Below are 25,070 nucleotides of genomic sequence, written 5' to 3'. Positions count from 1 at the left end.
CCCCGTCCAGTACGTCATCCGCCCCCGCACCCCCGACCACCCCGACTACCGCGGCTACGCCGGCCAGGTCGCCGCCGGCACCGTCCGCGTCGGCGACGAGATCACCGTGCTGCCCGGCGGCCTGCGCACCACCGTCACCGGCATCGACACCGCCGACGGCCCACTGGACGAAGCCACCGCCGGCCAGTCGGTCACCCTGCTGCTCGCCCACGACGTCGACACCTCACGCGGCGACCTGATCGCCGCCACCGCCGTCCCCCCCAGAGTCACCGACGAGTTCGAAGCCACCGTGTGCTGGCTGTCGGACAAGGCGCTGACGCCCGGCGCCCGCGTCCTGGTCAAGCACGGCACGCGGACCGTGCAGGCGATCGTCACCGAGCTGCGCACCCGGTTCGACGAGCAGAAGCTCGCCAGCACCGACGCGCCCGACTCGCTGACGCTCAACGAGATCGGCCAGGTCGCGCTGCGCACGGCCGAACCGATCCCGGTGGACGACTACACGAAGAGCCGACGCACCGGCGCGTTCCTGGTCATCGACGCCGCCGACGGCAGCACCCTGGCCGCAGGACTCGTGGGTGCTCCGCTGCCGGAACTGGACAGCGTGGACAGCTGTACCGAGGGCGGCGGCGACGCCGCCCAGCCCGACAGCCACGCCCTCGTGTCCCCCGGTCCCTGAAAGGTCTCGCGATCGTGAGCACCCAGCGCCGCATCCTGACCACGTCACTGGCACTACTGACCGCACTCACGGCACTGTCCGGGTGCTCCCGGATCGACCGCGGCGAGGACCCGGCCACGGCCAAGGACCTCGGCGCGGCGGCGGAAGTCCGCCTCGGCTACTTCCCGAACGTCACCCACGCCGCCGCTCTGATCGGCGTGGACAAGGGTTTCTTCGCCAAGGAACTCGGTGACACCAAGCTCGTCACCCAGACCTTCAACGCCGGCCCCGAAGCGGTGAACGCGCTGCTGGGCAGCTCACTGGACGTGTCGTTCATCGGCTCCGGCCCCGCCATCAACGCCTACGCCAAGTCCAACGGTGAGGCGATCAAGCTCATCTCCGGCGCCACGTCGGGCGGTGCGCAGCTCGTGGTCAAGCCCGAGATCACCTCGCCGGCCGACCTCAAGGGCAAAGTCATCACCACCCCGCAGTTGGGCAACACGCAGGACGTGGCGCTGAAGAAGTGGCTGTCGGACGAGAAGCTCGCCATCGGCACGGGCGCCGACCAGGTGAACGTCACCAACACGGAGAACTCGCAGTCGCTCGACCTGTTCCGCAAGGGCGACGTGCAGGGCGCGTGGGCGCCGGAGCCGTGGTCGTCACGGCTGGTGCTGGACGCGGGCGCGAAGGTGCTGCTGGACGAGAAGTCGCTGTGGGACGGCGGTAAGTTCCCGACCACGGTGATCATCGTGCGGTCGCAGTTCCTGCGCGAGCACCCGCAGACCGTCGAAGCGCTGCTGCGCGGCCACCTCGCGGCCACCGACTTCGCGCTGAACAACAAGGTCGAGGCCAAGCAGGTCGTCAACGGCGCGTTGAAGCAGCTCACCGGCAAGGCGCTGGGCGAACCGGTGCTGGACCGGGCGTTCGACAACATCGAGCTGACGTTGGACCCGCAGGCCAAGAGCTTCCCCCGGTTGGCGGAGGACGCGGTCGTCGCGGGTGTGGCGAAACAGGCCGCGAACGTGGGCGGTCTCGCCGATCTCACGCTGCTGAACAAGGTGCTCTCGGCGGCGGGCAAGCCGGCCGTGGACACCGCCGGGCTGGACAAGAAGTAACCCGAGGGAAGGCAGGCACACCATGACCGCCACGCTTGAGACCCCGACGACCGTGTCCGATGTGGACGCCGCGGTGACCTTGTCCGGGGTTCGGAAGGTCTTCGGCCACGGCCCGGCCGGCGTCGTCGCGCTCGACGGCGTCGACCTGACGGTCGCGCCGGGCGAGTTCGTGTGCCTGCTGGGCGCGTCCGGCTGCGGCAAGTCGACCTTGCTCAACCTGGTCGCCGGGCTGGACGCGCCCACCTCGGGCCGGATCGAACTGACCACGTCACGGCCCGCCGTGATGTTCCAGGAGGCCGCGCTGATGCCGTGGCTGACCGCCGCGCGCAACGTCGAGCTGCCGTTGCGGCTGGCGGGCATCAAGCGCGGCGCGCGCAGGGAGAAGGCCAGCGAGCTGCTGTCCCTGGTGCGGCTGGTCGGCGCGGGCCACAAGCGGCCGCACGAGCTGTCCGGCGGTATGCGGCAGCGCGTGGCGTTGGCGCGCGCCCTGGCGTCCACGCTGGGCAGCGCCGAGGACGGCACGCCCGGCCTGCTGCTGATGGACGAGCCGTTCGCCGCGCTGGACGCCATCACCCGCGACGTGCTCCAGGCGGAGCTGGTGCGGGTGTGGCGGGAGACCTCGACGGCGATCGTGTTCGTCACGCACGACGTGCGCGAGGCCGTGCGGCTGGGTCAGCGGGTCGTGCTGCTGTCCTCCCGGCCGGGCCGCGTGGTGCGCGAGTGGTCCACCGTGGACTGCGACGAGCCCGCCGTCATCGACGAGATCACGACCCACCTGCGGGAGGTGATCAGCGGACATGCCGCAGCTTGACACGGACCTCTCCGCCGTCGGCGCCGGTCTGGACGCGCTGGACGCGCCGTCTCAGGAGCAGCGCCCGTCGCTGTGGAAGCGGTTCGTCCGCACCGCCGTGCCGCCGTTGATCGCGTTCGCGCTGCTGCTCGGCGCGTGGCAGGCGCTGTGGGCGCTGGCGTTCTGGCCGGAGTACCAACTGCCGTCGCCCGGATCGGTGTGGGCGGCGGTGGCCGAGGCGGTCGAGACCGGCCGGGCGTTCGAGGTGCTGTGGACCTCCGTCAGCCGCGCCGTGCTCGGGTTCCTCACCGCCGTGGTGATCGCCACCCCGCTCGGGCTGCTGATCGCCAAGGTGCGGGTGGTGCGGGCGGCCATCGGGTCGCTGCTGACCGGCTTGCAGTCGCTGCCGTCGGTGGCGTGGGTGCCGGCGGGCATCCTGTGGTTCGGCGCGACGCCGTCGACCATCTACTTCGTGGTGCTGATGGGTTCGGTGCCGTCGATCGCCAACGGGTTGGTGTCCGGCGTCGACCAGATCCCGCCGCTGCTGCCCCGGGTCGGTCAGGCGCTGGGCGCCGGTCGGATGGCGTCCGCGCGGCACATCCTGTTGCCCGCCGCTCTGCCGGGGTACCTGGCCGGGTTGAAGCAGGGGTGGGCGTTCTCGTGGCGGTCGCTGATGGCGGCCGAGATCATCGCGACCTCGCCGCAGCTCGGTGAGGGGCTGGGGCAGTACCTGCACAACGGGTCGGCGTTGAACGACATCTCGATGGTGATCGCGGCGATCTTCCTGATCCTGCTGGTGGGCGTGGGGATCGAGTTGCTGGTGTTCCGGCCGTTGGAGCGGGCGGTGCTGCGGGCGCGCGGGTTGACGGGCGCGCTGTGACCGCGTTGGTGGCCGTGGCACACGGCAGTCGTGATCCCCGGTCGGCTGCTGTTGTGCACGCGTTGTTGGACGTGGTGCGGGCGATGCAGCCGTCGTTGGACGTCCGCGGGTCGTTCTTGGACCTCTCGGTGCCGCTGCTGGGTGACGTGCTGCGCGGTGTGGCGGCGGACGGTCACCGTTCGGCCGTGGTGGTGCCGTTGTTGCTGGGGAAGGCTTTCCACGCTCGGGTGGACGTGCCCAGCGCGGTGGCGGAGGCCCGCCTGCCGTCTTTGGACGTCACGATCGCCGACGTGCTCGGCCCCGACCCCCGGTTGGAGTCGGCGGCACTGCGTCGTCTGGCTTCCGTCGGCGTCCGCTCCCGTGACCGGTCGTTGGGCGTGATCCTGGCCGGTGCCGGTTCGTCCCACGCCCCGGCCAACGCGTTGGTGTCGTCGATCGCCGCCCGGTGGGCCGCCGGCTCGGGCTGGGCAGGCGTGGAAGCCGCCTTCGCCTCCGCCGCCACCCCCGACGTGCCGACCGCCGTGGCGCGCCTGCGTGCTCAAGGGGCCCGCCGCATCGCGGTGGCTTCCTGGTTCCTCGCCCCGGGCTTCCTGCCGGATCGCGTGATCCGCCTGGCGGGCGAGGACGCCGTCATCGCCCCGCCCCTGGGCGCGGACCCCGAGGTGGCGGAACTCATCCTGCACCGCTACTACTCCGCGCTCACCAACGAACTGGCCGAGATCGCCTGACCTGAACGTCGCCGGCTGCGCAAGTCCGGGTCAGGACAGGTGTCGGGAGTCGGTGTCCGCACGGAGACGGGCCGCGTCCTGACCGGGTGGGGCGCCGAACAAGCGGCGGTATTCGCGGTTGAACTGCGTCGGGCTGTCGTAGCCGACGAGGTGTGCGACGCCGACGACATCTCCGGCGCGGGCGACCAACAACGCTCGGGCTTCCTGGAGCCGGATGCGTTTCTGGTACTGCAAGGGGCTCATCGCCGTGATGGCGCGGAAGTGCCGGTGGAACGCGGACGGGCTCATCCCGGCCAGCCGGGCCAGGTCCTCGACCCGCACCGGCTCGGCGTAGTTGTCGCGGATCCACTGGATCACCCGGCTGACGTGGGACAAAGCGCTGTCGGCCAGGCCCATCTGCCGGACCATGCCGCCGTGCGGGCCGCTGCTCGTGCCGTCAGCGCGAGACGCGGGTCAGCCAGGAACGCAGTTCCGTCGCCAGGGCGACCGGGGCGTCGAGGTGGATCAGGTGTCCGGCCTGTTCGACAGGGGTGAGGGTGGCGTTGGGGATGGCGGCGGCGAGGCGTTCGCCGGTCGTCAACGGGAGCCAGGTGTCCTCGGTGCCCCAGAGGACGGTCACCGGGATGTCGATGCGGTCCAGCAGTGCTTCGTTCTCGGCGAGGTAGCGCTCGTCGTAAGCGGCGATCTGGCGGTAGAACGCCGGTTGGCCTTCCTCGCCGAGCCAGGGGGCCGTGAGTTCGGCGAGGTCTTCGGCGCGCGGTCCGCGGTGGCTCGCGCCGCTGATGTACGCCTTGACCAGTGCCTCGTGGATGTACGGCGGCACCTGGGAAAGGACGTCCGGGTGCTGCTGGACGAGCCGGAAGAACGGCGAGCCCGCCGGTGGGATCGCCACGACGTCCGCCATCAGCAGCGACGCGTACGGCACCTCGTGCACCAGGAGGGCACGCAGCGAGACTGCGCCGCCGTAGTCGTGCGCGACGACGTGCGGCCGTTCAACGCCCCAGTGTGCGAGCAGGGAGCTGAGCGCTTCCGCCTGCACGCCGAAGTCGACGGGGTGGTCGGCGTGTTTCGATGATCGGCCGTAGCCCGGCATGTCCCACAGGTACACGGTGAAGTCGCTGCTCAGCGCTTCGGCGAACGGCCGCCACAGCCACGACGACCACGGCGTTCCGTGGCAGAACACCACCGGTGGCCCGGACCCGGCGCGGCCCCAGGCGATCCGCCGTCCCTCCCATTCGAACGTCTCGGCAAGATCCATGTCTCCACCGTAGGCGGTCACACCGGCGCCGGCAGGTTGCCGAACGGTGCTGTCCGGTCAGGTGTCCTGGGGTGGCCACTCGTCCGCGTCGAGGGCCTTCACCAGGCGTTCCATCACCTTGAGGGTGGTGCGGAGGTCGTCGACGTCGACCTGGGCCGAGATGCGGTTGGTGAAGGCGTGCTGGGCCTGGGCCAGACTGGAGACGGCCTGGTAGCCGGCGGCCGTGGGGCGGAACAGCTTGGCACGCTTGTGCGCCGGGTTGGGCAGGTACTCGGCCAGGCCCTTCTCGACCAGCAGGTCCGCGATGCGCTGCACGCTCTGCCTGGTCAGGCTCATCTCGCGGGCGATGCCGGAGACCGGCAGCGGCTCCCGCAGGACGGCGCCCAGCACCTGCCACCACGCGGCGGTGAGGCCGACCGGTTTCGTCATCACCTCGGCGGCTTCCAGGAAGCCGCCGTAGAGGCGGAACGTGCGCATGATGACCTCGGTCAGCACGTCCCCCGCCTCCGTGCGGGGCTCCACCTCGGCGCGGGGCTCGACCTCGCTCATGACACCGCCGCGACGAGCTTGCCGAACCACGCCGGGTCGGCCGTCCGGTACAGGCCGTACCAGGCTTCCAGGACGGCCGGCTCGTACAGGTCCAGCTCGGCGAAGATCTCCCGCGCGAACTCCAACGCCGAAGCCGCACCGGCCGTGACCAGGCCGTCCGCCCGCACCGCCCGTTCAGAGCTGAACAACTCGGAGCCGGTGTACCCGGGCACGGACGCCAACTGCTCGACCGCGTTGCCGCCGTGCGCCCGATCGTTCAGCAGCCCCTCGGCCGCCAACCCGATCGTCGCACCGCAGATCGCCGCCACCGGCACGCCCGCGTCCAGCCAACGCCGCGCCGCCGCGCCGAACGCCGCGTTGTCGCCCGTCTCCCACGTCTGAGCGCCGGGCAGGATCAGCATCGCGCTGTCGGCCGGGTCGACGTCGGCCAGCACCAGGTCCGGCGTGATGCGCAGGCCGCCGATGGTGGTCACCGGGTCGAGTGTCTCGCCGACCGTGCGAACCTGGTAGCGGCCGGGCACTTTCTGGAACTCCGGGTTGTTGATGTGCGCCGTCGCGTACCCGAATTCCCAGTCGGCCAGCGTGTCGTAGAGAGCGAGGTGGACCGTCTTCGTCGTCATGACAGTATCCTGTCATTTTGACAGCACACTGTCAAGTGTTGCGGGATCGTAGAGTGCCGCTCATGGCAGACGAGCTGGTCCACTACGAGGTGCGGCGTGGCATCGCGACGATCACGCTGGACTCCCCCCGCAACCGCAACGCCCTGTCCGCACAGCTGCGCGCCGAGCTGACCGGGCACCTGAAGGACGCCACGGCCGACGACGCCGTGCGCGTGATCGTGCTGAGCCACACCGGACCGGTGTTCTGCTCGGGCATGGACCTCAAGGAGGCGGGCGGCGCGAGTGCCGGCGAGCAGGGGGTCAACGAGTTCCCCGCGATCCTGGAACAGCTGTGGACCAGCCCGAAGCCGGTCGTGGCGCGGCTGGCCGGCCCGGCCCGCGCGGGCGGCGTCGGGCTGGTGGCGGCGTGCGACATCGCGGTCGCGGTGGACACGGCCACGTTCGCGTTCAGCGAGGTCCGCATCGGCGTGGTGCCCGCCGTCATCTCGGTGACCGTGCTGCCCCGCCTGCTGCCGCGCGCCGCGCACGAGCTGTTCCTGACCGGCGAGACGTTCGCCGCGCCGAAGGCCGTGACCATCGGCCTGATCAACTCGGCCGTGCCCGCCGACGACCTGGACGCCGAGGTCACCCGGTACACCGACATGCTCGCGTTGGGCGCGCCCGGCGCGCTGGCCGCCACCAAGCGGATGCTCCAGGAACCCCGCTCCAGCGACCTCGGCGAGGTGTTCGCCGACATGCTGGCCCTGTCCGCGCGGCACTTCGGCGGTCCCGAGGGCCAGGAGGGCATCGCCGCGTTCGTCGGCAAGCGCAAGCCGTCCTGGGTGCCCGAGGAGACCGACTAGGACCAGTCGGTGGAGGTCAGTCGGTGTAGACGACGGTGAGGACGCGGTCGCCGAGTTCGGCGGTGCGTGCGGCCGCGTCGGCCAGGACGGACTCGACGTCGGCGTTGCCGCCCTCCCACTCCAGGACGTGCTCGCCGGCGGGTAGCCAGGAGAGGTCGGTCAGGGAGTCGTACAGGGCGTCCAGGTTGTGGCCGAACCAGTCGGGGAAGCTCAGCGCGTCCGCGATGGCCGCGATGGCGTCCTGCTTCGAGTGCGCGCCTCGGCGCACCACGTGCCGGTAGGTCATTTGCTCACGTCCACGACGACGAACGACTCGTAATGGTCACCGGTGTAGTAGACCTCTTCGGACGACCCGGTCACGAGCCGTCGGGCGCCGCGGTCGTCGCTGCCCGGTGTCGGCACGGTGTACTCGCGGTAGTAGTCGCCGGGTTTGGCGGGCAGGCGCTTCTCGCGGTTCTGGAACGTCACGCCGTCGTTGCGCGGGTACGGGAACGGCCCGCCCTTCCCGATCAGTTCCCACGTGGCCTTGGCCTGTGCGGGCAGGTCGGACAGGGGCTCGACCGGCAATCCGGAGTCCGCGCCGGGCACCGCTTCCGACACCGAGTCGGGCGAGGGCGGAGCGGGCGACGGGTCGGTGATGTCCTTGGCGAAGTAGCCGACCACGACCAGCGCGATCAGGCCGAGCAGTGCGACGGAGAGGCGCCGGGCGGGAGTCACGTCTGGAGAGCCTACGAAGGACGGGTCGCGTCCACCTTGTCGGGCTGCGCGTCGTCGCTCTCAGCCGACACCTTGGGCACCGGGTTGAACCTGGTCGAGGCGTTGTCCACGACCCGGTCGATCAGCCGCGCCACACCCAGGCACAACGGCAGCAGCACGCACATGAGCAGCGCGAACTGGAACGGGAAGGCCAACTGCGCGAGCCACAGCTCGACCCCGTCCCACCACTGCTGGAAAGCGTCCACCACGCCACCGAGCCTAGTCCCGTGACGCGCTTCACGGCACACCGATCGCTACCTCTGGGTAAGTTGCCCGCATGTTCGCCGTCTACGCAGCCGAGCCGAGCCCGCAAGACCCGATCGCCGCCCTGCGCGTGGGCGAACGACCGGACCCCGAGGTTCCACCGGGCTGGGTGAAGGTGGCCGTGAAGGCGGCGAGCCTGAACATGCACGACCTGTGGACGCTGCGCGGCGTGGGGATCAAGGCGGACAGCTTCCCGATGATCCTGGGCTGCGACGGCGCGGGCGTGCTGGAGGACGGCACCGAGGTCGTGCTGCACTCCGTGATCGGCGACCCGGACTGGTCCGGTGACGAGACGCTGGACCCGGGCCGCACGCTGCTCACCGAGAAGCACCAGGGCACGTTCGCCGACCACGTCGTCGTCCCGGCGCGCAACGCGCTGCCGAAGCCCGCGGGGTTGAGCTTCGTCGAGGCGGCGTGCATGGGCACGGCGTGGCTGACCGCGTACCGGATGCTGTTCGTGAAGTCGGGTCTGCGGCCGGGTCAGACGATGCTCGTGCAGGGCGCGTCCGGTGGCGTGTCGACGGCGTTGGTCCAGTTGGGCCGCGCGGCGGGCTTCCGGGTGTGGGTGACCGGCCGCACGGAGGAGAAGCGCGCGTTGGCCGAGAGCCTGGGCGCGCACCAAACGTTCGAGTCCGGTGCGCGCCTGCCCGAACGGGTGGACGCGGTGTTCGAGACCGTCGGCAAGGCCACTTGGTCGCACTCGATGAAATCGCTCAAGCCGGGCGGGATCGTGGTGATCTCCGGCGCGACGAGCGGTGACGCGTCGGCGGCGGAGTTGCAGCGGCTGTTCTTCCTCCAGTTGCGGGTGGTCGGCTCGACCATGGGCACGCGGGAGGAACTGGGCGATCTGCTGGCGTTCTGCGAGCTGAACGGGCTGCGCCCGCAGATCGGCGCGGACCTGCCGTTCGAGCGGGCCGAGGAGGGCTTGCGCGCCATGCTCGACGGTGAGACGGCGGGCAAGATCGTCCTCAGCCGCTAGACCCTCCAGCCCCTAGACCCCAAGACCCCTCAGCCGGCGGACCGCAGGAGTTGCAGGATCACCTCGGGGTCCTGCGCTCCCGCCACACCGCGGTTGCCCACCACGAACGTCGGCACCGAACGCACGCCGATCGCCCGACCCTCGTCCAGTTCCGCACTCAGCCGCCCGGCCAGGGCGTCGTCGTCCAACGCGGCGGCGGCGCCCGCCAAGCCCACCTCCCCGGCCAACGCGACCAACGTCTCCCGGTCGCCCAGGTTCGCGCCCTCGCAGAACTGGGCCTGGAAGAAGCGCTCCGCGACCTCGCCCTGCACGCCCTGCTCGTGCGCGACCAGCATGAGCCGGTGCGCGTCGAAGGTGTTCGCGGCGATCTCCTTCGACAACTCGTAGCGCAGTCCCACGGACGCCGCCACGGCCGTCGACCGGCTCTGCGCCTCACGGGCGCCCTCGCTGCCCATCCGCTCCGCGAGCAGGTCGAACACCAACCCCCCGCTGCTCTCCAGGTCCGGGTTCAGCTCGAACGGCTTCCACACCACGTCCACGGGCTCGCCGTCCCACTGCTCCAGAGCGCGCTCCAACTTCCGCTTGCCGATGTAGCACCACGGGCACACCACGTCGGACCACACGTCTAGTCGCATGACGCGATCAACAGACCGCGAGCCGTGACTGTTCCCCGATTCGATCGTTCAACCGGACAAGAATGCGGCCTCCTACTGGTGCGATCGGACAAACCCGAGCACGATCAACCGGCGTACGTTCGCCGCACACCAACTTTCGAGGGAGCTGGGCGAATGACGGTGCAGGACGGATTCGGCCGGGGCAGCGGTGTCTTCCGCCGCAAGCCCATCGAGCAGATCAGTGACGAGAAAACCGCTCTGACCCGCACTTTGGGCCTCTGGCAGCTCACCGCGATCGGCATCGGCGGCATCATCGGCGCGGGCATCTTCTCGTTGGCGGGCGCCGTGGCCAACAAGACGGCCGGCCCGGCCGTGCTGATCTCGTTCCTGGTCGCGGGCATCGCCAGCGCCGCCGCCGCGTTCTCCTACGCGGAGTTCGCCGGCCTGATCCCGAAGGCCGGTTCCGCCTACACCTACGGCTACGCCGTGCTCGGCGAGATCGTCGGCTGGTTCATCGGCTGGGACCTGCTGCTGGAGTACACCGCGATCGTGGCCGTGGTGGCGATCGGCATCAGCGGCTACTTCAACGAGTTGCTGAACCTGCTGGGCATCGACCTGCCGGTGTGGATGCTCGGCGCGCCCGGCACGGAGACCGGTGACGTGGCGGCGGGCAGTTACAAGGTCAACCTGTTCGCCGTGCTGCTGTGCCTGCTGATCGCGTTCGTGCTCAACACGGGCATGAAGAACGCGGCCCGGTTCGAGACGACCCTGGTGTACCTGAAAGTCGCCGTGGTGGTGCTGGTGATCGTGGTCGGCGCGTTCCACATCAACACCGGCAACTACAACCCGTTCTTCCCGTTCGGACTGTCCGGCGCGCTCACCGGCGCGGCCACGGTGTTCTTCGCGGTGTTCGGCTACGACGCGATGAGCACGGCCGCCGAGGAGTCCAAGGACTCCCAGAAGCACATGCCCAAGGCGATCATCTACTCGCTGGCCATCTCGATGGTGCTGTACGTGCTGGCCTGCCTGGTGCTGACCGGCATGGTCAACTACCGGGACGTGGACGCGGAGAGCGCGTTCGCCTCGGCGTTCGCCGACGTCGGCCTGCCCGCGTTGGGGATCATCATCTCGGTCGGCGCGGTGCTCGGCATCACGACCGTGCTGTTCACGTTCCTCATGGGCGCGGCCCGCGTCGGCTACTCGATGTCGCGTGACGGCCTGCTGCCGAAGTGGTTCGCCAAGACCCACCCGGTCAAGCACGTGCCGACGCGCACCACGTGGGTGCTCGGCGCCGCTTCCGCCGTCATCGCGGGTTTCCTGCCCATCGCCGAGGCCGCCGAGCTGACCAACATCGGCATCCTGCTGGCGTTCGTGGTGGTCTGCGTCGCGGTGATCGTGCTGCGGTACAAGCAGCCCGACCTGCCGCGCACGTTCAAGACGCCCGGTATGCCGGTCGTGCCGATCGTCGGTGTGGTGTTCTCGCTGTGGCTGATCACCTTCCTGGCGCCGGAGACGTGGTTCCGCTTCGCCGTCTGGTTCGCCATCGGCCTGGTGGTCTACTTCGCCTACAGCAGGCGGAGGTCCGTGCTCAACTCATCGGGGCCGAACTCACCGACGATCGACTCATCGGCGTCGAACACCGAGGACTGAGCCGCACCAGTCGTCGACCACGTCGGCGAGCACGGCCATCGGCAGCGGTCCGCCGCACAGCACGAGGTCGTGGAAGGCCTTGATGTCGAAGCGGTCGCCCAGCCTCCGCTCCGACTCACCGCGCAGGCGCTGGATCTCCAGTCGCCCCACCATGTACGCCAGCGCCTGCGCGGGGTTCTCGATGTACCGGTCCACTTCGGAGAAGATGTCCACGTCCGGCATGACAGCGTTGGCGCGCAAGTAGTCCACGGCCTGCTGCCGCGTCCACCGCATCGCGTGCAGACCGGTGTCCACCACCAGGCGCGCGGCGCGCAGCGAGTCGCCCGACAGCATGCCCAGCCGTGCCACGTCGTCGCTGTAGAGGCCCATCTCGTCGGCCAGCCGTTCGGCGTAGAGCGCCCAACCCTCCAGGTAGGCCTCGATGGAGGCGAACCGGCGTATCAGCGGCAGATCGGTCAGCTGTTGGGCCGACGCGATCTGGAAGTGGTGCCCCGGCACGCCCTCGTGGAACGCGGTGGACTCGGCGCTGAACCGCTCGCGCAGCTCCGCCCGGTGGGTGTTGACGAAGTAGGTGCCCGGCCGGGAGCCGTCCATCGCCGGGTCCATGTAGTACGCCAGCGGCGCGTTCGGGGCCTCCGCCTCCGGTACCGCCTCGACCACGCACCGCGCCGCCGGGACCGCGCTGAACCAGTCGCCGGCGACTTCCTCGGCGCGGGCGATGGATTCCGTGGCCAGCGTGAGCATGTCGTCTGCGCTGGTCCAGCGCAGCGCCGGGTCGGCGAGCAGCCGGGCCCGCACGCCGGCGGCCGTGGTCGGGCCGAACACCCGCCCGCCGATCTCCTCGTACTCCCGGTCCAGCGCCTCGATGAGGTTCAGGCCGATCCGGTGCAGTTCTTCGGCTGTGTGGCCGGTGGTGGTGTACATGCGGACCAGGTCGGCGTAGATCAGGTCGCCGTCGGGCAGCCAGCACAGGCCGGGCCGGTCCTCACCGCGACCGCGGCCGACCACCTCGGCGCGCAGGAAGTCGCGGTAGCGGACGACGGCCGGGCGCACGGTCTCGTGCAGCAGTCGGGCGCACACGGTGGTGAAACGGGTGCCGTGCAGCGGCGTGCACAGCGGGTCGTCGTCCTCGGCCAGGTAGCGGTCGAGGCGGTCGATGGCGGCTTCCACCAGGTGTCTCAGCGGACACCGGGCGGACTCGCGTTGTCGCTGGGTGAGCGCGGCCAGGTAGCCGGGCAGCAGCGACAGCCGGGTCAGGTAGGCGTGGCCGGCGCGGTCGTCGGCGGGGCGGATCAGCGGTAACGCGCCGAGCAACACGACCACCGGCGCGTTGAGGCCTTCGGCGTGGGTGTGCTCGACCAGGTTCGCGTCGAGCCGGTGCACCAGGCTCCACGCCTGCTGCACGACGACCGCACGGGTCACCGGGTCGTCGCCCCCGACGCGCGCGCGTCGCGCCAAGTCCTCGGCACGGGCACGCAGCACGCGTTCCCCGTCGACGCTCGGATCGGGCAGCCGGTCGTCCCAGCCGGGGATGCCGAACAGGGTCGCCATCACGGGATCGGCGTCCAGCACCAGGGTCAGCAACTCGTCGGCGAGCTCGCGCGCGGTGGTCACGCCGCCATTCTGTGGTGCTACACCGGTGAAATGCGCGTGATCGCTACGGAAAGTGCTTGGCGCGCCTCGGCATGCAGCCGTGCCACGACTTCCGCCGCGGGGGCCGGTCGGACCAGCGCGTAGGTCTGCCCGGCCCACAACGACATCAGCTCCGGGTCGCCGGCCGCGCGCACCGGTTTGGTCAGGTGGTGCACCTCCGGGTACGCGGCGGGCGCCTGTTCCTGGTTCTCGACCAGGAACCGGTTCACCAGGCCACGCGCCGGACGTCCGCTGAACGCCCTGGTCAACGCGGTGCGGCGGGTGCCTTCGGCAAGCGCTTGCCGGTGTGCGGCGGACGTGCCGGCCTCGGGAGTGGCCAGGAACGCGGTGCCGAGCTGCGCCGCGACCGCGCCGGCGGTGATGACGGCGGCGACGTCCGCGCCGTGCACCAGGCCGCCGGTGGCGATCAGCGGCAGGTCCACCCGGGCGCGGACCAGACGGAGCGCGGCCAGTACGCCGAACAGCTCGCCGCCACCGGGTGAAACACCGTCGTCGGCGAACGTGCCGCGGTGCCCGCCCGCGTCGCAGCCCTGCACGCACAGCGCGTCGGCGCCGATCTGCGCCGCCTGCGCGGCTTCCTGCGAGGTGGTGACGGTGACGACCACAGTGGAACCGGCGGCGTGCAGGCGGTGCACGTCCTGCACGCTGGGCAGGCCGAAGGTGAAGGAGACGACCGGGACGCGCATCGCCATGACCAGTTCCAGCTTGGCCGCGTACGAGTCGTCGTCCCACCGCGGTTCGCCCGGCTCGGTCGGCGATTGCGCCCTGACCCGGTCGCGGTAACGGGACAGGTCGGCCGTGGAACGGGGACCGGGCACGAACAGGTTGACGCCGAAGGGCCGGTCGGTGAGAGCGGTGGTGGCGGTGATCTGCGCGACGACGGCCTCGACGGAGAGGTAGCCGGCGGCCAGGAACCCGAGGCCGCCCGCGCGGCCGACTTCGGCCACGAGTTCGGGGGTGGACGCCCCACCGGCCATCGGCGCGGCGATGACGGGCACTTCGAGTCGGTCGAGCATGAGCGAGCCTAACCCGCGCCACCGCCGAACGGCTCAGTCCGACCCGCCCGATCATCCGCCCGCCCGGCGGGACACCGTGCAACGCCGGCCGGACCCGCACCGTATCTACCGATATGCCCAACACCCACCCGCGGCGGGACGCGTTACGCCTCGGCGCGTTCGCCGGCGTCGCGCTGCTGGCGCCCGCGTTGTCCGCCGAGGTTTCGAACGCGGAAGCCTCCACCACGCACTTCCGGCACGGCGTCGCGTCCGGTGACCCGTTGCCCGAGCGTGTCGTCCTGTGGACCCGCGTCACGCCCACCGAGGACAGCGCGCCGGGTTCCGGGGTGGGCCCGACCGTCGTGGTCACCTACGAGGTGGCCAAGGACGCCCAGTTCCGCCAGGTCGTCCGACGCGGTGACGTCACCACCGGCCCGGACCGCGACCACACCGTCAAGCTCGACGTCGGCGGATTGCGGCCCGGCCGCTGGTACTTCTACCGCTTCACCTTCGACGGGCGGCACTCCCCCGTCGGCCGCACCCGCACCGCGCCCGCCCACCACGCCGACGTCGACCAGCTGCGGTTCGGCGTCGTCTCGTGCTCCAGCTGGGTCGCGGGCCACTTCGCCGCCTACCGGCACCTCGCCGAGCGCGCCGACCTCGACGCCGTCGTGCACCTGGGCGACTACCTGTACGAGGACTACATCGGCACGCAGTTCCGCACGCACCAACCGCCCGGTGAGACGGTGTCGCTGACCGACTACCGGATTCGCCACGCCCAGTACAAGACCGACCCGGACCTCCAACGCCTGCACGCCACCTACCCGTGGATCATCACCTGGGACGACCACGAGTGGGCGGACAACGCCTGGGCCGACGGCTCGCCCAGCCACGACGAGACCACCGAGGGCACGTGGGCGCAACGCCGTGCCGCCGCGATGCGCGCTTACCACGAGTGGATGCCCGTGCGCCTGGACGGCGACCGCGTCTACCGCCGCCTCCGCTTCGGCACGCTCGCCGAGCTGACCATGCTCGACCTGCGCACGTACCGCAGCCGGCAAGTCGACCCGGCTCAAGTGGACCAACCCGGCCGCACCCTCACCGGGCCGGACCAGATGGCGTTCCTGCGCGACGGCCTGCTGAACAGCGGCGCGCAGTGGAAGCTGATCGGCAACCCGGTGATCTTCTCGCCGCTGCTGGTCCCGCAGCTGCCGCAGGCGGGCGCGGTGAGCCAGCTCGTCGGACCCACGATCAACAACGACCAGTGGGACGGCTACCCGCACGACCGCGACGCGCTGATCAGGCTGCTGGACGAGCACGACGTGCGCGACACCGTGTTCCTCACCGGTGACGTGCACAGCTCGTGGGCGTTCGAGGTGCCGGTGGACGAGGCGCTGTACCCGTTGACGAAGGTCGTCGCCACCGAGTTGGTGGTCCCGTCGGTCACGTCGGACAACATCGACGAGCTGACCGGCTCGCCGCCGCGCACCACGTCGTTGGCGCTGGAGGCCGCGCTGGTCGGGCTCAACCGGCACCTGAAGTGGGTGGAGCTGGACTCGCACGGCTACACCGTGCTGGACGTGCGGCGCGAGCACGTGCGGATGAACTGGTACTTCCTCGCCGAGCGGACCGATCCGAACTCGGCCGCCGCGTTGGCGAAGACGGTGACGGTGGTGTCCGGAACGCAGCGGATCGGTTAGAGAGGGCCGCCCCTCCGGCCGCGCGACCGGAGGGACGGCTTTCGCCGCGCTACGGCAGCGTGGCCAGGTGGGGTGCCACCGTGTTGGCGAACTGCCAGTTGTTGGACGCGTCCCAGTTGATCGACCAGGTCATCACGCCGCGGATACCGGGCCAGGTCTGCGTGGGCTTGAACGAACCGCAGTTCGTGCCCTTGGCCAGGCAGTTCAGCGCCGCGTTGACGTTGGCGGGCGACCACCAGGGTCAGGCCCGCGATCGCCGGCAGGCCCGCCAGCGCCGCGCCTAATGCTCGTCTCGTCCTCGAAGCCACGTCCACCTCCACGTTGTCCTCGGCGGCCAAGCCCAGCACGAGTGACGTGGACCACTCGAAAATGGGCTAGACCACTGCGGCTTGTCAAGGGGTGTGACCATGGGCGGATGACGTTCACCGTTGATGATGCGATCCGGATCGCGCGTGCGGCCCACGACGGACAGGTCGACAAGTCCGGCAAGCCGTACATCGGACATCCGCTGCGGGTGATGGGCCGGGTGACCGGTGAGCACGCGCGCATGGCGGCAGTGCTGCACGACGTGGTCGAGGACACTTCCGTCACGGGTGACGACCTGCTGGCCGCCGGGTGCCCGCCGGAGGTGGTGGCGACGGTGCTCGCGTTGAGCCACCGGGACGGCGAGGCGCAGGAGGACTACCTGGCGCGGGTGCGGGCCGACCCGGTCGCGGTGGAGGTCAAGCGGGCGGACATCGCCGACAACACGTCCCCGGCGCGGCTGGCGATGCTCGACCTGGCGACCCAGGACCGGCTGCGGGCGAAGTACGCGCGGGCGCTGGACATCCTCGGGCGGTGAGACCACTTTCGCCTGGTCGTTACCGGGCCGACGTCTGCGGCGGGGTGCCCCGGTCGGCTGCGGACGCGGTCGTAACAGTTGCGGCGGAGATCACGCCCGATTTGGCGTCTCAAGCCTCTGACGTGCGGCATCATAGTAGGTGAACCGATACAGAGAGACCATCGAAAGGCGACATGACCAACCCTCTGAAGACCGTTCGCACGTACCTCGCCACCCGGCGGCAGATCCGCAAGCGGGAAGCGGACCTCAACCGCGAACTGGCCGACTACAACACCCCGAGCGCTCGGATGGACATGGAAGCGATCCTCGCTCGCCACTCCAGCCACGAGGCGCGTGAGATCGAAGCGATCCTCCGCCGCCACGCCGTGAACGGCATGCTCCGCAACTACAGCTGAGCCGCCGCACCCCTTCGAGGGCCTTCAGGACATGGACGTCCTGAGGGCCCTTCCGTCATTTCAGGCCCCCTTGCCACATGGTGCCGAGCAGTTCCGCGGGCACGATCCGCACCGGGTACGGCAGGGTCGCGTCGAACGGGTCCTCCCCTTTCACCTCTGCCACCAACTCGTAGCGGCCTTCGGCGTCCAGCTCGAACACGGTCAGCTTGGGGTCCGGCGGGTCGATGACCCAGTAGCTACGCACCCCCATGCGCTCGTAGGCCGCCTTTTGGTGTTGAGGTCGTTCAGCGCCGTACTCGGCGACAGCACCTCCACAGCCAGTAGCGGTGCAACAGGCAGCAGTTCGTCGGTCAGATCCGCATCCCGGGTCACAAGGACATCGGGTTGCAACTCGGTTGAGTCCGACGACCGCACCGTGAACGGCGCCGTGAAGGCATGCAGGTCGTCCGGGCACTCTGCGTCCAAGTGCGCAGCGAGCTTCAGCACGATCTTCTGATGCCGCGGAACCGGCGCGGGACTCACGAGCAGCATCCCGTCGATGAGCTCGTAACGACGGCCGTCATCGGGCATTCCCTCCAGGTCATCGACCGTGTAGGGACGTCCGTAAGCCTCCGGCGTCATGGCTGTCATAGTCCCCTCCTTTCAGTTGGTTCGCCAACTGTCCCGGAGGGGTTCGACAAAAACCGGCCTCCGCGCCGACCGGTCACCCGAAGATGTGCCGGTCGGCGCGGATTTGGCCGGTGGTCCTACTTCTTGCCCTTGTCCTTGCCCGTGTCGTCGGTGGACAGAGCGGCGACGAAGGCTTCCTGGGGGACCTCGACCCGGCCCACCATCTTCATCCGCTTCTTGCCTTCCTTCTGCTTCTCCAGCAGCTTGCGCTTACGGGTGATGTCACCGCCGTAGCACTTGGCCAGCACGTCCTTGCGGATGGCGCGGATCGTCTCGCGGGCGATCACGCGGGCGCCGACGGCGGCCTGGATCGGCACCTCGAACTGCTGGCGCGGGATCAGCTCGCGCAGCTTGGAGGCCATCCTGGTGCCGTAGGCGTAGGCGTAGTCCTTGTGCACGATCGCGCTGAACGCGTCCACCGGCTCGCCCTGCAACAGGATGTCGACCTTCACCAGCTCGGCGTCCTGCTCGCCCGACTCCTCGTAGTCCAGCGACGCGTAGCCGCGCGTGCGCGACTTCAGGGCGTCGAAGAAGTCGAAGATGATCTCACCGAGCGGCATGGTGTAGCGCAGCTCGACGCGGTCCTCGGACAGGTAGTCCATGCCGCCCAGCTGGCCGCGCTTGGACTGGCACAGCTCCATGATGGCGCCGATGTAGTCGCTGGGCGCGATGATCGTGCACTTGGTGATCGGCTCGTACACCTCGGCGCGCTTGCCGTCGGGCCAGTCGGACGGGTTGGTCACCACGTGCTCGGTGCCGTCCTCCATGACCACCCGGTACACCACGTTGGGCGCGGTCGAGATGAGGTCGAGGCCGAACTCGCGTTCCAGCCGGTCGCGGGTGATCTCCAGGTGCAGCAGGCCGAGGAAGCCGCAGCGGAAACCGAAGCCCAGGGCGGCCGACGTCTCCGGCTCGAACGTCAGCGCGGCGTCGTTGAGCTGGAGCTTCTCCAGCGCCTCGCGCAGGATCGGGTAGTCGGAGCCGTCCACCGGGTACAGGCCGGAGTAGACCATCGGCCGCGGCTCGCGGTACCCGGCCAGCGGCTGGGTGGCGCCGTGCTTCTCGGCGGTCACCGTGTCGCCGACCTTCGACTGGCGCACGTCCTTCACGCCGGTGATGAGGTAGCCGACCTCGCCGACGCCCAGGCCGACGCTGACCTTCGGCTCGGGCGAGATGATGCCGACTTCCAGCAGCTCGTGGGTCGCGTTGGTGGACATCATCCGGATGCGCTGGCGCGGGGTGATCTTGCCGTCCACCACCCGGATGTAGGTGACCACGCCGCGGTAGGTGTCGTACACCGAGTCGAAGATCATCGCGCGGGGCGGCGCGTCGGCGTCGCCGACCGGTGCGGGCACGCGCTTGACGACCTCGTCCAGCAGCGCGCCGACGCCCAGGCCGGTCTTGGCCGAGACGCGCAGCACCTCCTCGGGCTCGCAGCCGACGATGTGCGCGAGTTCCTTGGCGTACTTGTCCGGGTCCGCGGCGGGCAGGTCGATCTTGTTCAGCACCGGGATGATGGTGAGGTCGTTCTCCATCGCCAGGTACAGGTTGGCCAGGGTCTGCGCCTCGATGCCCTGCGCGGCGTCGACCAGCAGCACGGTGCCCTCGCACGCCTCCAGCGCCCGTGAGACCTCGTAGGTGAAGTCAACGTGACCGGGCGTGTCGATCATGTGCAGCACGTGGTCCTGGCCGTTGACCTGCCACGGCAGCCGCACGTTCTGCGCCTTGATCGTGATGCCGCGTTCGCGCTCGATGTCCATGCGGTCGAGGTACTGCGCGCGCATCGCCCGCGCATCGACGACGCCGGTGAGCTGCAACATGCGGTCGGCCAGGGTCGACTTGCCGTGGTCGATGTGCGCGATGATGCAGAAGTTCCGGATGAGCTCCGGAGGCGTGAACGTCTGGTCGGCGAACGTGGTCACTCAGGTTCCTCGCACAGGAAGGATGGGGGGATCTGCCCATTTCAACTACACACAGCATCTCACGTCATGCCGTCGTGGCGTTCCACGCGGGCGTGACCGAGGCCATAAGCTGCCCGCCGTGTACGCGAACGGTGAGGATGCCCGCCCGGTAAGAGGCGCGGTGCGCGAGGTCCACACGGCTGCGGTGGCGGCCACGCTGGAGTACTCCCCCGACCTGGACGGCCTGGCCGATCCGGGCGAGGTGGTGTGGGCCTGGGTGCCCTTCGAGGAGGACCCCGACCGCGGCAAGGACCGCCCGCTGCTGGTCGTCGGCCGGTACCGGCGGGCGCTGCTCGGCCTGATGCTGACCAGCAAGACGCCCGACCGGCACGAGGAGGACTACTGCCTCGACCTGGGCGCGGGCCGCTGGGACCGCGACGGCCGGCGCTCCTACCTGCGACTGGACCGCGTCTTCGAGCTGGACGAGGACGACATCCGACGTGAGGGCTCGGTGCTGGAGCCGGAGCGGTTCTCGCTGGTCGTGGACGCGCTGCGGCGGCTCGGCTGGCGCTGAGAGGTGGCCCTCCAGGAGTGCTACTCGGACTCGTCCGAGTAGCACTCCTGGAGGGCTTCAGGTCCCTGGCCACCGCCACGCCGACGGGCTAAGCGAGCCGGGTCACCTCCACGGTGACGTCCAGCGCGGCCGACGCGCCACCCGAGTAGATGCCCTTCAACGGCGCGACGTCGGCGTAGTCACGGCCGTGCGCCACCCAGATGTGCCGGGGCCCGACCGGCACCGCGTTGGTCGGGTCGTACCCCCACCAGCCGCCGGTCCACGCCTCGATCCACGCGTGGCTCTCGCCGCGCACGGTCTCCCGGATCTCGCCGTTCGGCTTGGTGTGCAGGTACCCGGACACGTACCGGGCCGGGATGCCCATCGCGCGCAGCAACACCAGCGTGACGTGCGCGAAGTCCTGGCAGACGCCCTCACGGGCCTGCCACGCGTCGGTGGCCGAGCTGTGCACGCCGGTGGTGCCGGACTGGTAGGTCAGCTGGTCGTGCACCCAGTTCGACGCGGCCAGCACGGCGTCCGCCGGGCCCAGTCCCCGCTTCAGCCCGCGCGCCACCGCGGCCAGCTCACGATCCCGCGGCACGTACCCGGTCCAGTCCAGGAACTCGGTGTACCGGTCGAGCAGCGCGTCCGCCCGCAGGTCGGTCCACGACGCCGTGCGCACCGGCTCCTCCTCGGCGCCGGTCTCCACCACCGACGACGCCACGACCTTCAGCTCCACGTGCGGCGCGTGCAGGTCGAACGACGTGACCTCGGTGCCCCAGTAGTCGGTGTACCGGTAGGCGCGCGTCGCGGGCGTCGTCTCCACCCGGCTGACCACGACGTTCTGCCGCCGGTCGGCGCGCGGCGTCATCCGCGCCTCGTTGTAGGACTGGGTCACCGGCAGCTCGTACCGGTACCCGGTGGTGTGCACGATCCGCACCCGCCACGACATGTCAGATCACCTCGGCGTTCGTCCAAGCGACCCAGGGCGCGGTGTGGAAGTACTGCTGGGACACGGCCTCGCCGACGTCGCGCACGGTGGCCTGCAACGCCTTGAGCCGACGTGGCAGGTCGTCCAGCAGGTCGTGCGGGCGCAGGAACTCCAGGTCGCTGCGGGCCCGGCCGAGCAGGCGCAGCGCCTCGGCACGGGCGCCGACGCGCACGTGCGGCTGGTGGTCCAGCTGCTCCAGGCAGGCCTCGGCCTGCCGCAGCGCGTGGAACACCGAGCGCGGGAACAGCCGGTCGAGCAGCAGGAACTGCACCACCCGCGAGGCGTCCATCGCGCCCCGGTACGTGCGCAGGTACGTGTCGTGCGCGCCGGCCGACCGGAGCACGGTCACCCAACCCGGCGACGACGCCTTGTCGCCCACGCGGGACAGCAGCAGCCGCACGATCATGTCCACCCGCTCGACCGATCGGCCGAGCACCAGGAACCGCCAGCCGTCGTCCCGGCTCATGGTGGAGTCGGCGAGCCCGGCGAACATCGCCGCCCGCTCCTCCACGAACGTGAAGAACGCGTGCGGGCCCATGGCGCGGGCGTAGGCCTGCCGTTCCTCCACCGCGTTGTACATCGCGTTGAGGCACTCCCACATCTCGGTGGAGACGACCTCGCGTGCGCCACGCGTGTTCTCGCGCGCGCTGTTGATCGACGCGACGATCGACCCTGAGTGGTCGGACGAGTACGCGACGAGTTCGGTCAGCGACCACACGTCGAACGCGGCGTCCTTCGGGGCGTCGATGCCGAGCACGGCGAGCAGTTGGCGACTGGTGGCGTCCGGGTTGACCGTGGCGTCCTCCAGCAGTTGGTGCACCGAGACGTCGAGGATGCGCGCCGTGTCGTCGGCACGTTCGACGTACCGGCCGATCCAGTACAGCGACTCCGCGTTGCGAGCCAGCATCAAGCCCCCTTCCCAGCCTGTTGTTGCTGCTGTTGTTGCTGCTGTTGTTGCTGTTGGGACGTGGTCAGTTCGGGGCCCTGTTCGGCGGCGGGCGACTCCACCGGGGACATCGTCGCCAGACCCGGTTCGGCCAGCTCACGGTCCACCGTGGACGACCGGGGCGCGAGGACCCACGTGTCCTTGGAGCCGCCGCCCTGCGAGGAGTTGACGACCAGGCTGCCCTCGGGCAGCGCGACCCGGGTCAGGCCGCCGGGCAGCACGAAGATCGAGTTGCCGTCGTTGACCGCGAACGGTCGCAGGTCGACGTGCCGGGGCGCGAGCCGGTCGCCGATCTTGGTCGGCACGGTGGACAGCTGCACGACCGGCTGCGCGATCCAGCCGCGCGGGTTGGCCCTGATGGTGCGGCGCAGCCCGTTCAACTCGCGCACGGAGGCCTGCGGGCCGAACACGATGCCGTAGCCGCCGGAGCCCTCCACCGGCTTGACCACCAGCTCGTCCAGGTGGTCCAGGACGTGCGCGCACTCCTCGGGCAGCCAGCAGCGGAACGTGTCCACGTTGGGCAGCAGCTGCTTCTCGCCGAGGTAGTACTGCACGATCTCGGGCATGTAGGTGTAGACGAGCTTGTCGTCGGCCAGGCCGTTGCCGACCGCGTTGGCGATCACGACGTTGCCCGCGCGGGCCGCGTTGATCAGGCCGGCCACGCCGAGCACCGAGTCCGGGCGGAAGTGCACCGGGTCGAGGAAGTCGTCGTCGATGCGCCGGTAGATGACGTCGACCTGCCGTTCGCCCTCGGTGGTGCGCAGGTAGACGAGGTTGTCGCGGCAGAACAGGTCACGGCCCTCGACCAGCTCCACGCCCATCTGCCTGGCCAGCAGCGAGTGCTCGAAGTAGGCCGAGTTGGCCACGCCGGGCGTGAGCACGACCACGGTCGGGTCGGCGGCGTTGGGCGCGGCGGCGTTGCGCAGCGCGCGCAGCAGGTGCACGGCGTAGTCGCCGACGGACCGCACCCGGTGCCGGGCGAACAGGTCCGGGAACACCCGCGCCATCGTGCGCCGGTTCTCCATCACGTACGACACGCCGGACGGGCAGCGCAGGTTGTCCTCCAGCACGCGGAACGTGCCCGCCTCGTCACGCACCAGGTCCACGCCCGAGACGTGCAGCCGCACGCCGTTGGGCGGGTTGATCAGCGCGGCCTCGCGGTGGAAGTGCTCGCAGGAGGTGATCAGCCGGCGCGGCAGCACGCCGTCGCGAACGATCTGGGCGTCGCCGTAGATGTCCGCCAGGAACATCTCCAGCGCCCGGACCCGCTGCACGATGCCGCGTTCCAGCTTCGACCACTCCGAGGCGGCGAGCACCCTCGGGATCAGGTCCAGCGGGAACGGCCGTTCCTGGCCGGACAGCGAGAACGTGATGCCTTGGTCCACGAACGCCCGGTCCAGCGCCTCGGACCTGGCGGTCAGCTCGGCCACCCTGGACGGCGCGATCGAGTCGTACAACGTCCGGTACGCGGCGCGGACCGAGGAGTCCTCTTCGAACATCTCGTCGTAGGCGTCGGCGTGCGGCCGGTCCGGGTCCAGATAGCCGTCGAACAGCTCACCGAGGCGTGCGACGGCGCGGGCCGGCGTTCGGCGCAGTCCTGACGTGCGGGCTCGGCTGTGCGTCATGGCCACATCTTGACTGTGCGAATGCCCAAAGCGCACCACCCCGGCGAACGGAAAACCAGGACAGAAACACCCCGGAAACATCTGGGGGAGGATTCCCCGACCCTCCTCGGGGCGATCCCGGATGCGTTCGGAGTGGGCCCCGATGACCCTGGACGCATGGCGAACAACCTGATGAAGGCGTTGGACGCGGCGTTCGGGCACCCGCGCGGCAAGGTCGGCGAGCTGGGCGGCCGGGTGATGGCCGTGCTCAACGCGAAGGTGGAGGAACACGTGACCGAGGTCGCCGCGCCGACGGCCGAGGAGGTCGTGCTGGTGCTCGGCCCCGGGCCGGGCGTGGGCCTCAAGCTGGCCGGTGAACGCGCGCTCAAGGCGATCGGCGTCGACCCGTCACGGGTCATGCTGGACGAGGCGCGCGACCGGTGCGCGGAGCTGATCGTGGCCGGTCGGGTCGAGCTGCGCGAGGGCGCGGCGACGCGGACCGGGCAGCCCGAGGACTCGGTGGACGTGGTCATCTCGGTCAACAACCTCCAGCTGTGGGGCAACCGGCCGGCCGCGTTCCACGAGCTGTTCCGGGTGCTGCGGCCCGGCGGGCGGCTGGTCGTGTCGGTGCACCGGCGGGTGCTCGACACCTCCGAGTACGACCTGATGCGGGAAGCCGAGGCGGCGGGCTTCACCGGGGTGCGCACGTCGTTGCACCAGTACGGCGGGGTGGTCGGACCGTCGGTGCAGCTACTCGCGGACGTCCCGGCGTAGCGGGTGGTCGGCCGGGATCTCGACCAGCACGATCCGCCGGCCGTCCGGGTCGGCGATCCACATCTCGTCCAGGCCCCACGACTCGCGCCGGGCGGGCCGGACGACGTGCTCGGCGAGTTCTTCGGCGGCCCGGGTGAGATCGCGCACCTGCACCCACAGCTGCGTGGCGTCGGTGGGGTGCTCCGTCGAAATCCCGGAGACCTCCAGGAACCCCTGGCCGAGGAAGAACACCGTGCCGCTGGGGAACTCCCGGTACACGGCCAGGCCCAGCACGTCGCGGTAGAACGCCCGGATGCGCTCGGGATCTGGGGAGCGGACGAGGACGCGGCTGCTCAGGATCTCCACGCG

Annotated in this window: 28 protein-coding genes and 2 pseudogenes; 13 read left to right on the top strand and 17 right to left on the bottom strand. The window is 70.2% G+C overall.

The features are described 5' to 3' along the window. From ALI22I_RS21700 to ALI22I_RS21680, 5 genes are all read left to right on the top strand, one after another. Positions 1-676: elongation factor 1-alpha C-terminal domain-related protein (locus ALI22I_RS21700; RefSeq protein ID WP_443216952.1), on the top strand; the 676-nt coding region annotated here is incomplete at its 5' end. 14 nt (positions 677-690) lie between these two features. Next, positions 691-1,770, top strand: coding sequence for an ABC transporter substrate-binding protein (locus ALI22I_RS21695; RefSeq protein ID WP_077007349.1), 1,080 nt, complete (start codon positions 691-693; stop codon positions 1,768-1,770). Between the two features lie 22 nt (positions 1,771-1,792). Continuing rightward, complete coding sequence (locus tag ALI22I_RS21690) at positions 1,793-2,581, top strand: ABC transporter ATP-binding protein (RefSeq protein WP_077007348.1); 789 nt, start codon at positions 1,793-1,795, stop codon at positions 2,579-2,581. Beyond that, positions 2,568-3,440 carry an ABC transporter permease gene (locus ALI22I_RS21685; RefSeq protein WP_077007347.1) on the top strand — a complete coding sequence of 291 codons (873 nt, stop codon included), beginning with the start codon at positions 2,568-2,570 and terminating at the stop codon, positions 3,438-3,440. The genes ALI22I_RS21690 and ALI22I_RS21685 overlap by 14 nt, the downstream gene beginning before the upstream one ends. Next, positions 3,437-4,168: a sirohydrochlorin chelatase gene (locus ALI22I_RS21680; protein ID WP_077007346.1), complete on the top strand. Its 732-nt coding sequence runs from the start codon at positions 3,437-3,439 to the stop codon at positions 4,166-4,168. Before ALI22I_RS21685 ends, ALI22I_RS21680 begins: the two co-directional genes overlap by 4 nt. 30 nt (positions 4,169-4,198) lie before the next feature. Here the strand turns inward: ALI22I_RS21680 and ALI22I_RS21675 are convergent, their stop codons facing one another. From ALI22I_RS21675 to ALI22I_RS21660, 4 genes are read right to left on the bottom strand one after another with little or no spacing between them, the layout of a single operon-like run. Further along, positions 4,199-4,564, bottom strand: a complete 366-nt coding sequence (locus tag ALI22I_RS21675) for a helix-turn-helix transcriptional regulator (protein ID WP_238598497.1) — start codon at positions 4,562-4,564, stop codon at positions 4,199-4,201. A 40-nt stretch (positions 4,565-4,604) separates the two neighbouring features. Next, entirely contained in the window at positions 4,605-5,426 is an 822-nt protein-coding gene (locus ALI22I_RS21670) for an alpha/beta fold hydrolase (protein WP_077007345.1), read from the bottom strand. A 57-nt stretch (positions 5,427-5,483) separates the two neighbouring features. Next, entirely contained in the window at positions 5,484-5,975 is a 492-nt protein-coding gene (locus ALI22I_RS21665) for a MarR family winged helix-turn-helix transcriptional regulator (RefSeq protein WP_077007344.1), read from the bottom strand. Further along, positions 5,972-6,595 carry a DJ-1/PfpI family protein gene (locus ALI22I_RS21660; RefSeq protein WP_077007343.1) on the bottom strand — a complete coding sequence of 208 codons (624 nt, stop codon included), beginning with the start codon at positions 6,593-6,595 and terminating at the stop codon, positions 5,972-5,974. The genes ALI22I_RS21665 and ALI22I_RS21660 overlap by 4 nt, the downstream gene beginning before the upstream one ends. Before the next feature lie 62 nt (positions 6,596-6,657). Here ALI22I_RS21660 and ALI22I_RS21655 point away from each other — a divergent pair, with 62 nt between their 5' ends. Then, positions 6,658-7,437, top strand: coding sequence for an enoyl-CoA hydratase-related protein (locus tag ALI22I_RS21655; protein WP_077007342.1), 780 nt, complete (start codon positions 6,658-6,660; stop codon positions 7,435-7,437). 16 nt (positions 7,438-7,453) lie between these two features. On the opposite strand, the gene ALI22I_RS21650 is transcribed toward ALI22I_RS21655, so the two are convergent. Genes ALI22I_RS21650 through ALI22I_RS21640 form a run of 3 tightly spaced genes read right to left on the bottom strand, consistent with a single transcriptional unit; the run spans position 7,454 to position 8,402 of the window. Then, entirely contained in the window at positions 7,454-7,723 is a 270-nt protein-coding gene (locus tag ALI22I_RS21650) for a barstar family protein (protein WP_077007341.1), read from the bottom strand. Then, complete coding sequence (locus tag ALI22I_RS21645) at positions 7,720-8,154, bottom strand: ribonuclease domain-containing protein (RefSeq protein ID WP_077007340.1); 435 nt, start codon at positions 8,152-8,154, stop codon at positions 7,720-7,722. The genes ALI22I_RS21650 and ALI22I_RS21645 overlap by 4 nt, the downstream gene beginning before the upstream one ends. 11 nt (positions 8,155-8,165) lie before the next feature. Beyond that, complete coding sequence (locus ALI22I_RS21640; RefSeq protein WP_077007339.1) at positions 8,166-8,402, bottom strand: hypothetical protein; 237 nt, start codon at positions 8,400-8,402, stop codon at positions 8,166-8,168. A 68-nt stretch (positions 8,403-8,470) separates the two neighbouring features. On the opposite strand from ALI22I_RS21640, the gene ALI22I_RS21635 reads away from it, so the two are divergent. Then, positions 8,471-9,436 carry a quinone oxidoreductase family protein gene (locus tag ALI22I_RS21635; protein ID WP_077007338.1) on the top strand — a complete coding sequence of 322 codons (966 nt, stop codon included), beginning with the start codon at positions 8,471-8,473 and terminating at the stop codon, positions 9,434-9,436. A 29-nt stretch (positions 9,437-9,465) separates the two neighbouring features. Here the strand turns inward: ALI22I_RS21635 and ALI22I_RS21630 are convergent, their stop codons facing one another. After that, a complete protein-coding gene (locus ALI22I_RS21630) occupies positions 9,466-10,071 on the bottom strand; it encodes a DsbA family oxidoreductase (protein WP_077007337.1) in 606 nt (201 codons plus the stop codon). 153 nt (positions 10,072-10,224) lie between these two features. Between ALI22I_RS21630 and ALI22I_RS21625 the strand changes: the two genes are divergently transcribed. Further along, positions 10,225-11,700: an amino acid permease gene (locus ALI22I_RS21625; protein ID WP_077007336.1), complete on the top strand. Its 1,476-nt coding sequence runs from the start codon at positions 10,225-10,227 to the stop codon at positions 11,698-11,700. Here ALI22I_RS21625 and ALI22I_RS21620 read toward each other — a convergent pair. Both ALI22I_RS21620 and ALI22I_RS21615 read right to left on the bottom strand, forming a co-directional pair. Continuing rightward, complete coding sequence (locus tag ALI22I_RS21620; protein ID WP_077007335.1) at positions 11,674-13,314, bottom strand: DUF885 domain-containing protein; 1,641 nt, start codon at positions 13,312-13,314, stop codon at positions 11,674-11,676. The two genes, ALI22I_RS21625 and ALI22I_RS21620, sit on opposite strands and share 27 nt — an antisense overlap. A gap of 17 nt (positions 13,315-13,331) precedes the next feature. Further along, positions 13,332-14,369 (bottom strand): NAD(P)H-dependent flavin oxidoreductase, encoded by a 1,038-nt coding sequence (locus ALI22I_RS21615; RefSeq protein WP_077007334.1) that lies wholly within the window; start codon positions 14,367-14,369, stop codon positions 13,332-13,334. A 113-nt stretch (positions 14,370-14,482) separates the two neighbouring features. On the opposite strand from ALI22I_RS21615, the gene ALI22I_RS21610 reads away from it, so the two are divergent. Next, positions 14,483-16,048 (top strand): alkaline phosphatase D family protein, encoded by a 1,566-nt coding sequence (locus tag ALI22I_RS21610; RefSeq protein ID WP_077007333.1) that lies wholly within the window; start codon positions 14,483-14,485, stop codon positions 16,046-16,048. 49 nt (positions 16,049-16,097) lie between these two features. On the opposite strand, the pseudogene ALI22I_RS53850 reads toward ALI22I_RS21610, so the two are convergent. Then, positions 16,098-16,280: pseudogene (locus ALI22I_RS53850) on the bottom strand (chitinase); the annotation flags it as partial. A 183-nt stretch (positions 16,281-16,463) separates the two neighbouring features. Here ALI22I_RS53850 and ALI22I_RS21600 point away from each other — a divergent pair. Together ALI22I_RS21600 and ALI22I_RS21595 are read left to right on the top strand one after the other, a co-directional pair. Further along, entirely contained in the window at positions 16,464-16,889 is a 426-nt protein-coding gene (locus ALI22I_RS21600) for an HD domain-containing protein (protein WP_077007332.1), read from the top strand. 173 nt (positions 16,890-17,062) lie between these two features. Next, entirely contained in the window at positions 17,063-17,284 is a 222-nt protein-coding gene (locus ALI22I_RS21595) for a hypothetical protein (protein ID WP_077007331.1), read from the top strand. Between the two features lie 55 nt (positions 17,285-17,339). On the opposite strand, the pseudogene ALI22I_RS21590 reads toward ALI22I_RS21595, so the two are convergent. Together ALI22I_RS21590 and lepA are read right to left on the bottom strand one after the other, a co-directional pair. Then, positions 17,340-17,815 (bottom strand): annotated as a pseudogene (locus ALI22I_RS21590) (Uma2 family endonuclease). A gap of 215 nt (positions 17,816-18,030) precedes the next feature. Beyond that, complete coding sequence (gene lepA, locus ALI22I_RS21585; protein WP_077007330.1) at positions 18,031-19,875, bottom strand: translation elongation factor 4; 1,845 nt, start codon at positions 19,873-19,875, stop codon at positions 18,031-18,033. Positions 19,876-19,993: 118 nt separating this feature from the next. Between lepA and ALI22I_RS21580 the strand changes: the two genes are divergently transcribed. Beyond that, positions 19,994-20,428: a type II toxin-antitoxin system PemK/MazF family toxin gene (locus tag ALI22I_RS21580; RefSeq protein ID WP_077007329.1), complete on the top strand. Its 435-nt coding sequence runs from the start codon at positions 19,994-19,996 to the stop codon at positions 20,426-20,428. A gap of 88 nt (positions 20,429-20,516) precedes the next feature. Here the strand turns inward: ALI22I_RS21580 and ALI22I_RS21575 are convergent, their stop codons facing one another. Genes ALI22I_RS21575 through ALI22I_RS21565 form a run of 3 tightly spaced genes read right to left on the bottom strand, consistent with a single transcriptional unit; the run spans position 20,517 to position 23,969 of the window. Then, complete coding sequence (locus ALI22I_RS21575) at positions 20,517-21,359, bottom strand: transglutaminase family protein (RefSeq protein WP_077007328.1); 843 nt, start codon at positions 21,357-21,359, stop codon at positions 20,517-20,519. Position 21,360: 1 nt separating this feature from the next. Beyond that, positions 21,361-22,305 carry an alpha-E domain-containing protein gene (locus ALI22I_RS21570; protein ID WP_077007327.1) on the bottom strand — a complete coding sequence of 315 codons (945 nt, stop codon included), beginning with the start codon at positions 22,303-22,305 and terminating at the stop codon, positions 21,361-21,363. Next, positions 22,305-23,969, bottom strand: a complete 1,665-nt coding sequence (locus ALI22I_RS21565) for a circularly permuted type 2 ATP-grasp protein (RefSeq protein WP_077007326.1) — start codon at positions 23,967-23,969, stop codon at positions 22,305-22,307. Before ALI22I_RS21565 ends, ALI22I_RS21570 begins: the two co-directional genes overlap by 1 nt. A 156-nt stretch (positions 23,970-24,125) precedes the next feature. Between ALI22I_RS21565 and ALI22I_RS21560 the strand changes: the two genes are divergently transcribed. After that, positions 24,126-24,722 (top strand): class I SAM-dependent methyltransferase, encoded by a 597-nt coding sequence (locus ALI22I_RS21560; protein WP_077007325.1) that lies wholly within the window; start codon positions 24,126-24,128, stop codon positions 24,720-24,722. On the opposite strand, the gene ALI22I_RS21555 is transcribed toward ALI22I_RS21560, so the two are convergent. Continuing rightward, positions 24,699-25,067 (bottom strand): VOC family protein, encoded by a 369-nt coding sequence (locus ALI22I_RS21555; protein ID WP_077007324.1) that lies wholly within the window; start codon positions 25,065-25,067, stop codon positions 24,699-24,701. The two genes, ALI22I_RS21560 and ALI22I_RS21555, sit on opposite strands and share 24 nt — an antisense overlap. Positions 25,068-25,070: the final 3 nt, after the last annotated feature.

The sequence above is a fragment of the Saccharothrix sp. ALI-22-I genome (assembly GCF_001984175.1).
Taxonomy (GTDB): Bacteria; Actinomycetota; Actinomycetes; order Mycobacteriales; family Pseudonocardiaceae; genus Actinosynnema.
The sequence above is the reverse complement of the archived record's forward strand: the minus strand, read 5'-3'. Positions and strand labels throughout refer to the sequence as shown.